This window comes from Acinetobacter terrae, assembly GCF_013004375.1.
Classification (GTDB): Bacteria; Pseudomonadota; Gammaproteobacteria; order Pseudomonadales; family Moraxellaceae; genus Acinetobacter; species Acinetobacter terrae.
In genome coordinates this window covers 1-12,424 of record NZ_JABERI010000010.1, presented here as the reverse complement: position 1 = coordinate 12,424, position 12,424 = coordinate 1, and the positions used below count along the sequence as shown (strand labels likewise).

The following is a 12,424-nucleotide window of genomic DNA, read 5'->3' as shown; positions in this document are numbered from 1 at the left end:
AGATAAGAATCTAATCGAGGTGGAACAATGATGTCTGCAAAGCTATGGGCACCCGCCCTTACCGCTTGCGCATTAGCAACAAGTATTGCACTTGTTGGTTGTAGCAAAGATCCAAAGGATGCGCAGCAAGCTGCAGCAGCCCAAAAAATGCCACCGACTGAAGTCGGTGTTATTGTTGCTCAACCACAAAGCGTAGAGCAATCGGTAGAACTTTCAGGTCGTACCACGGCATTTGAAATTTCTGAAGTCCGTCCACAAACCAGTGGTGTGATTCTCAAACGTCTATTTACCGAAGGCAGTTATGTTCGTGAAGGTCAGGCGTTGTATGAAATTGACTCACGCACCAATCGTGCTGGCGTCGATAGCGCACGTGCTGCACTGAATCGTCAACAAGCTAACTTGAACGTATTACGCGTGAAAGAAGGACGTTATCGTCAACTTGTCGGCAGCAATGCTATTTCAAAACAAGAATATGATGATATTGCTGCACAGGTAAAATTGGCTGAAGCTGATGTGGCTGCAACACAAGCTGAACTTAAAAATGCAGAAATCAACCTCGGTTATTCAACTGTTCGTTCGCCTATTTCAGGTCAAACCAACCGTTCAACTGTAACTGTTGGTGCTTTAGTGACTGCAAGCCAAGCAGATCCTTTAGTGACTGTTCAGCGTTTAGACCCAATCTATATCGACATTAACCAGTCTAGTGCTGAATTATTGCGTTTACGTCAGCAATTGAGCCAAGGTAGTTTAGACAGCAGTAACAATACCAAAGTCAAACTTAAGCTTGAAGATGGTAGCGACTACCCTGTTGAAGGTCGTCTTGCATTTTCTGATGCAAGTGTAAATCCGGAAACCGGTACCGTAACTTTACGTGCCGTGTTCCCGAACCCGAATCATTTATTGCTTCCGGGTATGTATGCCACTGCTAAAATTGTACAAGGTGTTATTCCAAATGCCATCTTGATTCCTCAAGCAGCGATTACCCGTACTCCGACTGGTCAAGCGATTGCAATGATCGTGAATGCCAAAGGTGCTGTTGAAACACGCCCTGTTGAAACTGCTGGTGTTCAAGGTAAAGACTGGATTGTGACCAAAGGTTTACAAACTGGTGAGAAAGTGATTGTTGAGGGTGTTGCCAAGGTCAAAGAAGGTGCAACTGTGGTTGCTAAACCTTACCAACCTCAAGCTGCTGCGCCTCAAGGTGCGGGTCAACCTGCAGCAGAAGTAAATAAAGCAGCTCAACCTGCTCAGCAAGCACAACCAAAAACTGAACAAAAAGCTACTTCAAATACATAAGGGGTAGACTAAATGGCTCAATTTTTTATTCATCGCCCGATCTTTGCATGGGTGATTGCATTGGTGATTATGCTGGCGGGTATTTTAACCATCAGCAAAATGCCCATTGCACAATATCCGACCATTGCTCCACCGACGGTTAGCATTTCTGCGACTTATCCAGGTGCATCTGCTGAAACTGTAGAAAATACAGTGACCCAGATCATTGAGCAGCAAATGAATGGTCTAGACGGCTTGCGTTATATCTCGTCAAATAGTGCGGGTAATGGTTCAGCCTCTATTTCATTAAACTTTGAACAAGGCATTGATCCTGATATTGCCCAAGTTCAAGTACAAAACAAATTACAGTCAGCAACTGCGCTACTCCCTGAAGATGTACAACGTCAGGGTTTAAAAGTCACTAAATCAGGTGCGAGCTTCCTGCAAGTACTTGCATTCTATTCGCCAAATGGTGAATTGACCGATGCCGACATTAAAGACTATGTGAACTCAAATATTTCTGAACCGCTCAGCCGTGTCGCGGGTGTGGGTGAAGTACAGGTATTTGGTGGTTCATATGCCATGCGTATCTGGTTAGATCCTGCAAAACTCAGCAGTTATCAGCTTACCCCAAGTGATGTCGTTGCTGCCTTACGTACTCAAAACGCGCAAGTTGCTGTGGGTCAATTGGGCGGTGCGCCAGCTGTTGCAGGTCAAGTGCTGAATGCTACTGTAAATGCACAAAGTCTTTTACAAACCCCTGAACAGTTCCAAAACATTTTCTTGAAAAGTCTCGGTTCTGGTGCAAAAGTCACTATTGGGGATGTTGCCAAAGTTGAATTAGGCTCGGACAACTATCAGTTCACTTCTAAATTCAATGGCAAGCCTGCGGGTGGCGTAGCGATTAAACTCTCAACAGGCGCCAATGCATTAGACACGGCGACTGCTGTAGAAGAACGCTTGGTTCAACTGCGCAAGAACTATCCGACAGGACTAAAAGACCAGCTGGCATTTGATACAACACCGTTTATTAAACTTTCAATTGAAAGTGTGGTTCACACTTTAATTGAGGCAATCATCCTTGTGTTCCTGGTGATGTTCCTGTTCTTGCAGAACTGGCGCGCAACCATTATTCCGACCATGGCCGTGCCTGTGGTGGTATTGGGAACCTTCGCGATTATTAACTTATTCGGCTTCTCGATTAACACGCTCACGATGTTTGCCATGGTTCTTGCCATTGGTCTACTGGTGGATGATGCGATTGTAGTAGTCGAAAACGTTGAACGTATTATGGTGGAAGAACACCTGGATCCTGTCGAAGCGACTGAAAAGTCGATGGGTCAGATCTCTGGTGCATTGATTGGTATTACCACAGTATTGTCTGCTGTATTCGTCCCAATGGCGTTCTTTAGCGGAACCACCGGGGTCATTTACCGTCAGTTCTCGATTACCCTGGTTACGGCAATGATTCTGTCACTAATTGTGGCATTAACATTCACCCCTGCACTATGTGCAACCTTATTAAAGCAGCATGATAAAGACAAAGATCAGAGCAATGGTTTCTTTGCCCGTTTCTTCCGTGGGTTTAATAGTCGTTTCGACCGTATGGCCCAAGGCTACCAAAACTGGGTTGGAAAACTGCTGATTCACAAAATCATTGCCGGTGCAATTTATGCGGTAGTGATTGTCGGTCTATTGTTCTTGTTCAAAAGCCTGCCAAGTTCGTTCTTACCGGATGAAGACCAAGGTGTGGTCATGACGCTGGTTCAGCTTCCACCAAATGCCACCCTTGATCGTACCGAGAAAGTCATTGATCAAATGACCGGCTTCTTTATGGAAGGTGAAAAAGCCAATGTCGACTCTGTCTTTAGTGTCGCCGGCTTCTCCTTCACCGGTGTCGGTCAAAATGCCGGTCTTGCCTTTATTAAGCTGAAAGACTGGGAAGAACGGACCAGCAAAGAATCTGCTGTGGGTGCCATTATCCAACGCGGTATGGCGCTTAACGTGATTGCCAAAGATGCCTCTTATGTGATGCCGTTACAGCTTCCTGCAATGCCTGAACTGGGCGTATCTGCAGGCTTTAACTTAATGTTGAAAGATGCTGCCGGTAATGGTCATGAAAAAATGCTGGCCGCACGTAACATGATTTTGGGGATGGCCGCTCAGGACAAACGTCTGGCTGGTGTCCGTCCGAATGGTCAGGAAGATACGCCACAGTACAAAATCTATGTAGATAACGAAAAAGCCAGCGCGATGGGCGTCAGCATTTCCGAAATCAACAGCACCATGAGTATTGCTTGGGGTGGTTCATACATTAATGACTTTATCGACCGTGGTCGTATTAAGAAGGTTTATGTACAGGCCGTTCCTGATGCACGTATGATGCCGGAAGATCTCAACAAGTGGTATGTACGCAGCAACTCTGGTCAAATGGTTCCATTCTCTGCATTTGCCACAGGTGAATGGACTTATGGTTCGCCACGTCTTGAACGTTACAACGGTATTGCATCGGTCAACATTCAAGGTACGCCTGCTCCGGGTGTCAGCTCGGGTGATGCGATGCTTGCAATGGAAGAAATTATCGCCAAATTGCCTGAAATGGGTATGCAGGGCTTTGACTACGAGTGGACAGGTTTATCTTTAGAAGAACGTGAATCTGGCTCGCAAACGCTTGGCCTGTATGCACTTTCAATGCTGATTGTATTCCTGTGTCTTGCTGCATTGTACGAGAGCTGGTCAATTCCATTTTCAGTCATGTTGGTGATTCCACTGGGTATTGTCGGTGCAGTGGGTTTAACATTCCTTGGCATGGTGCTACTCAAAGATCCAAACCTATCGAATAACATTTACTTCCAGGTGGCAATTATTGCCGTCATTGGTTTGGCTGCAAAAAATGCGATCCTGATTGTAGAATTCGCCAAGGAACTGCAAGAAGATAAAGGCGAGCCTTTACTTGAAGCGACCCTTCATGCAGCAAAAATGCGTTTACGTCCAATCATTATGACCACTTTAGCCTTCGGTTTTGGTGTACTTCCGCTTGCCCTTTCTTCGGGTGCGGGCGCAGGTAGCCAACACTCAGTCGGTTATGGTGTACTGGGTGGCGTAATCAGTTCGACTTTATTGGGTATCTTCTTTATTCCTGTGTTCTATGTCTGGATTCGAAGTATCTTTAAATTTAAACCTAAAAAACCAAATAATCAGGAGCAAGCATCGTGATGCAAAAGGTATGGTCTATTTCAGGTCGTAGCATTGCGGTATCTGCACTTGCGCTTGCTTTGACAGCTTGTCAAAGCATGCGTGGCCCAGAGCCCGTAGCTCAAGCGAATATTCCAGAACAGGGTTATTTAACCCCTGCTTCTGGTCCTTCAATTGCTGAGCAAGGTTATAAAGACTTTTTTGCCGATCAACGCTTATTACAAGTGCTTGATTTGGCATTAGCCAATAACCGAGATTTGCGTACTTCGACATTGAATATTCAACGTGCGCAGCAACAGTATCAAATCACGCAGAACAACCAGCTTCCAACCATTGGTGCCAGTGGTAGTGTGCTTCGTCAGGACACGCTCAATACCGGCACCATGACCAGCTACAATGTGGGTCTAGGCGTGACTGCCTATGAGTTGGACTTTTGGGGTCGTGTTCGTAGCTTGAAAGACAATGCTTTAGATACTTATTTAGCAACGTCAAGTGCGCGTAATGCCACTCAAATTGCGTTGGTTGGTCAGGTTGCTCAAGCATGGTTGAACTACTCGTTTGCCAATGCAAATTTAAAACTTGCAGATCAAACATTAAAAGCTCAACTTGAGTCTTATAACCTCAACAAAAAACGTTTTGATGTCGGTATCGACAGTGAACTTCCTGTCCGTCAGGCACAGATTTCTGTAGAAACGGCGCGTAACGATGTTGCCAATTACAAGACTCAAATTGCTCAAGCACAGAACCTGCTTAACCTGCTTGTAGGTCAAGCGGTTCCTGCTAATTTATTGCCGACTCAACGCGTAACCCGTATTAGCAAAAGCAATGCCTTTAGTGCTGGTTTACCAAGTGACTTGCTGAATAACCGTCCTGATGTACGTGCTGCTGAATACAAACTTTCTGCAGCGGGTGCAAATATTGCTGCGGCTAAAGCACGCTTGTTCCCGACTATTAGTTTGACCGGTAATGCAGGCTATGCTTCAACCAGCTTAAGTGACCTGTTTAAATCAGGCGGATTTGTCTGGTCAATTGGTCCAAGTATTGATCTTCCAATCTTCGATTGGGGTACACGCAAAGCCAACATCAAGATTTCAGAAACAGATCAGCAAATTGCGTTATCTGACTATGAAAAATCGATTCAGTCCGCTTTCCGCGAAGTGAATGATGCCTTGGCAGTACGTCAAAATATTGGTGACCGTTTAGCGGCACAGCGCCGTTTAGTTGATGCAACCAATACCACCTACCGACTTTCTAATGCCCGCTTCCGTGCCGGTATTGACAGTTACTTGACGGTATTGGATGCGCAACGTGCGTCTTATGCTGCTGAGCAAGGTTTATTGTTGCTTGAACAAGCCAACATGAATAACCAGGTTGAAGTTTATAAAACACTCGGTGGCGGTATTAAAGCCAACACTGGTGATGCGGTTCAACAGCCAGCGTCTACTGCTGAACGTAAAGCTGCAAACAGCGCTGAATAATTTTTAGCGTTGTTAAAAAGCCTGCTCTATGCAGGCTTTTTTATTGCTTTTTAAGGCTCGATTTCCTATCTTCAGTACAACCTCTTTTATTTGAATACCAAAAAATGCTTTTAAGTAATCTAGAATCTGTTCCGGGACATACCATTATCCGTCAGATTGATGTGGTGTATGGCAGCACGGTGCGTAGCAAACATGTTGGACGCGACCTGCTTGCCGGCTTAAAAAATATAGTCGGTGGTGAACTGACAGCCTATACCGAATTGCTTGAAGAATCACGTCAGGAAGCCATGAACCGTATGATTGAAAAAGCTAAATCAATAGGTGCAAACGCTGTGGTGGGTATTCGTTTTTCAACCTCAAATATTGCGCAGGGTGCTTCTGAACTGTTTGTTTATGGAACTGCGGTGGTGGTTGAAGCAAATGCACAAAAATTGCCTGATCCCTTCCCGACTCAAGGCTAAGCCATGGATGCCTTGATATTAAAAATTGTCATCTTTGTGATTTTATTTGCGATTGGCTGGGGCTTTGGTCGCCATACTGAAAAAAAGCATTTAAATGAACTGGATGAACAAGAACATCGCTTAGCTTATATCACGCTGGATAATAGCCGCTTTAAGACCTCTGCTCATAACGGGCAATTGGTGAGTAGCAATGTGGTGATTTCACATGATTATTTTAAATATGTGATTGCCAATATTGAGAATTTTTTTGGTGGGCGTTTAACCAGTTATGAAAGTGTAGTTGAACGTGCGCGACGCGAAGCCATTGTGCGTTTAAAACTGGAAGCTGAAAAAATGGGCGCGACCCATATTATGGGCTTGCGCTTAAGTACCACTGAACTGGGCATGCAAGGCGGGATGGTGGAAGTGTTTGCTTATGGAACGGCGATTAAAAATCAAGTAAATTGGAGAAAGTTTGAATCCTCCTAAATCCTCCTTTTGCAAAGGAGGACTTGCATGAATTTAATTTACTTTCAAGAAGCACTGCTCCTCCCTTTATTAAAGGTGAGCATTCTCGAAATATATTTCGAGTGCGCAAGGGAGGGATTCAATCTTACTAAAAGTATACCCTAACCCTCTTTTGTACTTCACTTTAAAGCAATGCTTAAAGCTCGTTCAGGGAGAGGAAATATTCTTTGTGAGTTCAACTTCCATTCAATACGCAATATTCCCTCTCCTTCTAAAAGATGAGCGTCCTCAAAATATATTCTGAGTGCGCAAGGGAGGGATTAATGAAATAATCTCCCCTAACCCCTCTTTAATAAAGAGGGAAACTCATGCTAAGGGATATCATTTCACCTTCATCTTGCGAATCATTTTATACAGTGTGCTTGGAGATAAACGCGACACCCATACCCCCAATTTTTCTTTACGACCACCAACCACAATATATTCTTCATCATTCAACAGAGACTTGACTACAGTTTTAGCGAATTCATCAGGTTGTAAACCATTTTCAATTGCTTCATCTTGATGGCCCTGTGGTTTACCTTCGCCATTTAACGCATTAAATGAAACATTGGTTTTAACAAAACCCGGGAAAATGACAGAAACACCGACCCCTTCGTCAGCTACTTCTGCACGTAAACTGTTTGCCCACATGTGAATCGCTGCTTTCGCTGCCGAATAGGATGCGCGATATTGCGTACCCAATAAACCTGCAACACTGGAAACAAATACAATTCGACCTGTTTTTTGTTTTAAAAAAGTTGGTAATACTGTTTTTGTTAGAAATACTTGTGAGAAGTAATCCACTTCCATAATCGCGCGTTCAGTTTGCATGGTGGTATCTGCAATTAAGGCACGCTGACTGAGTCCAGCATTATTGATCAGCCAATCAATACGCCCTTTTTGATTCAATACTTGTTCATAAGCATGGCGAACTTGATTTTCATCAGTAATATCGGCACTGATACAAATATGCTGATCTGGATTAACTAAACTTTGACGAACATTTTCCAGTTCATCCATACGACGAGCAGTGAGTACAATCTGTGCCTCTTGCAAGGCACACTCTTGTGCGAGCGCCTTACCCAAACCTGAAGATGCACCGGTAATCCATACCACTTTATTGTTCAAACTGTCCTGCTTCGCCATGTTGCTGTTCCTGTTTACACTTACGATTAATAATGCGTTGATACTTTAATACGTTGATACTTTATTGATTTTTTTGCTCATGATTCAAAAACATCAAAAAATGATCAAAATAACGATGGGTCAGTTGCGAATCATACTGTGTACCCAGTTTTTCTAAACGCTTATAGCCCATCTGGGTGGTCAAATGAATCACGCCATTTAAGGTTTTATCCACCACTAAATTGAATTTCAACATGTTTTTAGGTTCACGAACCAGACTCGTCACCCCTTGATCGACCAACTGGGTAAATGCTTTTAAGCCTGGCGAAACATAATGCGTATTTCCCTCTTTCATTTGCTCTACACATTCCAGCAATTCCACCACCAAGACATGATCGACACTATAAGAAATATAATTTTGACCGTTTTTCTCATAGGCCCTATCTTTGAGATAATTCACCATCGGAATCAAGCGATCATTGCCAAAGAATGAAACCGACCAGGGCATATATTTACGTACGGTCTCTAAAATTTGTTGGACCATTTTTTCAGATTCTCGATCAGCCGAAGTCGATAACCGCGCAATTTCACCAAACACCTGATCGACAATTTCACAGGAAATATCAGCCAGAACCTCACCTAAAGGTTTGGCTAAACTTTGAGTTTCACCCTGATTCAATTGCTGATGAATCTGCTGAAACCGCTGATGGGTTTCTCGGGTTAATTTTAAAGAAATGAAATAGCTCATATCGATAATGTCCTTTTAGAATTATTCTGCGACCATTCGCGCTGTTTTTATTCAACTCTTATCATAATATCTTATGCAGTGTATGCCAATTGCATAAAGTTTGCATTTGGTGAAGCTGCCTAATTCCGTAATTTTTTTGCTACAATAGTCCTAATTTTTATTCACTTTTGATCTGTTCTGACTATGACTGATTCTGCGCAAAATATTGCTACGACATACGATCCTACCGAGATCGAGAAAAAATGGTACAAGACTTGGGAAGAGAACGGCTACTTTAAGCCGTCTGGAAAAGGCGATTCATTCTGTATCATGATTCCGCCACCAAACGTCACTGGTAACTTGCACATGGGTCATGGTTTTAACAATGCCATTATGGATGCCTTGACCCGTTACAACCGTATGTCGGGTAAAAACACCTTATGGCAACCGGGGACTGACCATGCGGGTATCGCAACCCAAATGGTGGTTGAACGTCAATTGGCAGCCCAAGATATCAGCCGTCATGACTTGGGTCGTGAAAAGTTCATTGAAAAAGTGTGGGAATGGAAAGAACAGTCTGGCGGTAACATTACCCGTCAAATCCGTCGCCTCGGTTCTTCTGTAGACTGGTCACGTGAACGGTTCACTATGGATGACGGTCTTTCAAACGCCGTAAAAGAAGTATTCGTACGTCTACATAAAGAAGGTCTGATTTACCGCGGTAAACGCCTGGTCAACTGGGATCCAAAATTACAAACTGCCCTGTCTGACCTTGAAGTTGAATCAGTAGAAGAAAAAGGTTCACTTTGGCATTTTAAATATTTCTTTGAAGATAAAGGCCTTCGCACCAAAGATGGCAACAACTTCCTTGTTGTAGCGACAACGCGTCCTGAAACTTTGCTTGGTGACTCTGCTGTTGCGGTTCACCCTGAAGATGAACGTTACGCACACCTTGTCGGTAAAAACATCGTTCTGCCAATTTCAGGTCGTTTGGTTCCTGTTGTTGCTGACGAATATGTCGAAAAAGACTTCGGTACAGGCTGTGTAAAAATCACGCCTGCGCATGACTTCAATGACTATGAAGTGGGTAAACGTTGCAACTTGCCGATTATTAATATCTTCAACAAAAATGCTGAAGTGTTGGCTGAGTTTGAATATATTGCCAAAGCGGGCGAACAGATTTCCAAAACCATTCCTGCACCTGCGGACTATATTGGTTTAGAACGTTTTGCTGCACGTAAAAAACTGGTAGAACAAGCTGAAGCTGAAGGCTGGCTAGATCAAATCCAGCCTTATGACTTGAAAGCACCTCGCGGTGACCGTTCAGGCGTAATCGTTGAGCCGTTATTGACAGATCAATGGTACGTAAAAATTGCTCCGCTTGCTGAGCCTGCCATTAAAGCGGTTAAAGATGGCGACATCAAATTCGTTCCAGAACAATACAGCAATATGTACATGGCTTGGATGAACAATATTCAAGACTGGTGTATCTCACGTCAATTGTGGTGGGGTCACCGTATTCCGGCTTGGTACGATGTAGATGGCAACATTTACGTGGGTCGTTCTGAAGCTGAAGTTCGTGAAGAAAATGGCATTTCCGCTGATGTTGAACTGAAACAAGATGAAGATGTTTTGGATACCTGGTTCTCGTCTGGTCTTTGGACATTCTCAACTTTAGGCTGGACTGGCGATGCCAAGAAAGATGCGGAAAACTATTTCCTCAATACCTTCCATCCAACTGATGTGTTGGTGACTGGTTTTGACATCATCTTCTTCTGGGTTGCCCGCATGATCATGATGACCATGCACTTCATGAAAAATGAAGACGGCACGCCACAAGTTCCGTTCAAAACTGTGTATGTACATGGTTTGGTACGTGATGGCGAAGGTCAGAAAATGTCTAAATCTAAAGGTAACGTGCTTGATCCTTTAGACTTGATTGACGGTGTAGATTTAGAAACTTTAGTACAAAAACGTACCACTGGTTTGATGAACCCGAAACAAGCGGCGAAGATTGAAAAATCAACGCGTAAAGAATTCCCGGAAGGCATTCAATCTTACGGTACAGATGCGGTTCGTTTCACTTTCTGTGCGCTTGCCAATACCGGTCGTGACATCAAATTCGACATGAAACGTGTTGAAGGCTACCGTAACTTCTGTAACAAAATCTGGAACGGTACACGTTTCGTTCTGATGAACGTTGAAGGTCAAACTGTGGGTCAAACTGCACGTCCTGATCTTTGGGAATTACCTGAACAATGGATCGTGAGCCGTTTGCAAAAAGCGGAACTTGCAGTTCAACAAGCCTTTGCAACCTATCGTTTAGACCTGGCTGCGCAAGCGATTTACGAATTCATCTGGAATGAATACTGTGACTGGTATGTCGAGCTGACCAAGCCTGTTCTGAATGATGAAAATGTCTCTGAAGAGCGTAAAGCGGAAGTTCGTCGTGTACTTCTTGCGGTAATGGAAGCATCTTTACGTCTTGCACATCCAATTATGCCGTACTTGACTGAAGAAATTTGGCAAACCCTTGCCCCAATGATTGGTTTGGGCGGCGAAACCATTATGACTGCGGCTTACCCTGTTGCGGATCAAGCGTTAATTAACGACCAAGCTGAAGCAGATATGCATTGGCTACAAGGTTTGATTGGTGCGGTGCGTAACATTCGTGGTGAAATGGGCTTAGGTAATGCTCGTTTACTTCCAGTGTTGATGCAAAACATCACTGATGCTGAAGTGGCGCAAATTTCACGTATCGAGCCGTTGTTTAAAGCATTGGCGAAAGTGGAAAGCATCACTTACTTGGCTGATGGCGAACAACCACCATTGTCGTCTTCATCTGTTGTGGGTCATGCGTCTGTATTTGTTCCAATGAAGGGTTTAATTGACCCTAAAGCGGAATTGGGTCGTCTACAAAAAGACTTAGACAAGGTTCAAAAACAGCATGACCAAATTGCAGGAAAACTTGCTAATGAAGGTTTTGTGGCTAAAGCACCTGCTGCGGTAGTTGAAGGCGAGAAAGTTAAACTTGCTGAGTTTGCAGATCAGTTAGTGAAAATTCAAGCGAATATGGATCAGATTGCAGCGCTTTAATTCTTTCAAATATTTAATATTTAAATTAAAATCCCTTCTAATTAGAGGGGATTTTTTATGTCAGTTTTAAAAAGGTTAGAACAAAATAGAAGAATTCTAGAGTTTATTGACTCTTCACATTTAAATTCGAAAAATAATAATACATCAACTTTTTTGATAGGAAAAAATGGATCAGGAAAAAGTAGATTACTCAGAAGTATTATAATACATACATTAAGAAATCCTGACTTTCAAAAAATTTTAGCGATTTCTAATACACAGTATCACAAGTACCCTTATATATGGGAACTAGCTAAAGAAGATTATTTAAATATAGAAAAATATACTTGCACAGCTTTTGAAAATCATAGCAGTTGGATCAAGTATCAGAATGAAAGATTCAGGGAAGATGAAGAAATAGATATAAATAAATACCACAATACCAGAATTAATCAGGATTCAAGTATACTAGATCCTAAAATATTTGATAAATAGACCTCTTGCGAAAGTAAAAACCACCTCAATATAAATTTCATGAGATATCAGAAATTAAATCGTTTTTCAGATTCTGAATTCAAACGCTTGGTTGGCGTACCTCG

General features: G+C 43.1%; 9 protein-coding genes. 7 read left to right on the top strand and 2 right to left on the bottom strand.

The window, feature by feature from the left end; translation table 11 throughout:
* Positions 1-27: 27 nt before the first annotated feature.
* From HLH14_RS05895 to HLH14_RS05875, 5 genes are all read left to right on the top strand, one after another.
* Positions 28-1,296, top strand: a complete 1,269-nt coding sequence (locus HLH14_RS05895; RefSeq protein WP_067723972.1) for an efflux RND transporter periplasmic adaptor subunit — start codon at positions 28-30, stop codon at positions 1,294-1,296.
* A gap of 12 nt (positions 1,297-1,308) precedes the next feature.
* On the top strand, positions 1,309-4,491 hold the full coding sequence (locus HLH14_RS05890) for an efflux RND transporter permease subunit (protein WP_067723971.1): 3,183 nt from the start codon (positions 1,309-1,311) through the stop codon (positions 4,489-4,491).
* Positions 4,491-5,948 (top strand): multidrug efflux RND transporter AdeIJK outer membrane channel subunit AdeK, encoded by a 1,458-nt coding sequence (gene adeK, locus HLH14_RS05885; RefSeq protein WP_067723970.1) that lies wholly within the window; start codon positions 4,491-4,493, stop codon positions 5,946-5,948. The genes HLH14_RS05890 and adeK overlap by 1 nt, the downstream gene beginning before the upstream one ends.
* Before the next feature lie 104 nt (positions 5,949-6,052).
* Positions 6,053-6,409 carry a YbjQ family protein gene (locus HLH14_RS05880; RefSeq protein ID WP_067723969.1) on the top strand — a complete coding sequence of 119 codons (357 nt, stop codon included), beginning with the start codon at positions 6,053-6,055 and terminating at the stop codon, positions 6,407-6,409.
* Between the two features lie 3 nt (positions 6,410-6,412).
* Positions 6,413-6,877 carry a YbjQ family protein gene (locus tag HLH14_RS05875; RefSeq protein ID WP_067723968.1) on the top strand — a complete coding sequence of 155 codons (465 nt, stop codon included), beginning with the start codon at positions 6,413-6,415 and terminating at the stop codon, positions 6,875-6,877.
* A gap of 360 nt (positions 6,878-7,237) precedes the next feature.
* Here the strand turns inward: HLH14_RS05875 and HLH14_RS05870 are convergent, their stop codons facing one another.
* Together HLH14_RS05870 and HLH14_RS05865 are read right to left on the bottom strand one after the other, a co-directional pair.
* Positions 7,238-8,044 carry an SDR family oxidoreductase gene (locus HLH14_RS05870; RefSeq protein ID WP_067723967.1) on the bottom strand — a complete coding sequence of 269 codons (807 nt, stop codon included), beginning with the start codon at positions 8,042-8,044 and terminating at the stop codon, positions 7,238-7,240.
* 61 nt (positions 8,045-8,105) lie between these two features.
* Complete coding sequence (locus HLH14_RS05865; protein ID WP_067723966.1) at positions 8,106-8,771, bottom strand: hypothetical protein; 666 nt, start codon at positions 8,769-8,771, stop codon at positions 8,106-8,108.
* A gap of 183 nt (positions 8,772-8,954) precedes the next feature.
* Here HLH14_RS05865 and HLH14_RS05860 point away from each other — a divergent pair, with 183 nt between their 5' ends.
* On the top strand, positions 8,955-11,846 hold the full coding sequence (locus HLH14_RS05860; RefSeq protein ID WP_067723965.1) for a valine--tRNA ligase: 2,892 nt from the start codon (positions 8,955-8,957) through the stop codon (positions 11,844-11,846).
* 57 nt (positions 11,847-11,903) lie between these two features.
* Positions 11,904-12,320, top strand: coding sequence for an ATP-binding protein (locus HLH14_RS05855; RefSeq protein ID WP_171532776.1), 417 nt, complete (start codon positions 11,904-11,906; stop codon positions 12,318-12,320).
* Positions 12,321-12,424 lie beyond the last annotated feature (104 nt).

Coding starts and splice junctions, on each gene's coding strand:
- HLH14_RS05895 (WP_067723972.1), top strand. CDS start 28: ATGATGTCTGCAAAGCTATGGGCACCCGCCCTTACCGCTTGCGCATTA.
- HLH14_RS05890 (WP_067723971.1), top strand. CDS start 1,309: ATGGCTCAATTTTTTATTCATCGCCCGATCTTTGCATGGGTGATTGCA.
- adeK (WP_067723970.1), top strand. CDS start 4,491: ATGCAAAAGGTATGGTCTATTTCAGGTCGTAGCATTGCGGTATCTGCA.
- HLH14_RS05880 (WP_067723969.1), top strand. CDS start 6,053: ATGCTTTTAAGTAATCTAGAATCTGTTCCGGGACATACCATTATCCGT.
- HLH14_RS05875 (WP_067723968.1), top strand. CDS start 6,413: ATGGATGCCTTGATATTAAAAATTGTCATCTTTGTGATTTTATTTGCG.
- HLH14_RS05870 (WP_067723967.1), bottom strand. CDS start 8,044: ATGGCGAAGCAGGACAGTTTGAACAATAAAGTGGTATGGATTACCGGT.
- HLH14_RS05865 (WP_067723966.1), bottom strand. CDS start 8,771: ATGAGCTATTTCATTTCTTTAAAATTAACCCGAGAAACCCATCAGCGG.
- HLH14_RS05860 (WP_067723965.1), top strand. CDS start 8,955: ATGACTGATTCTGCGCAAAATATTGCTACGACATACGATCCTACCGAG.
- HLH14_RS05855 (WP_171532776.1), top strand. CDS start 11,904: ATGTCAGTTTTAAAAAGGTTAGAACAAAATAGAAGAATTCTAGAGTTT.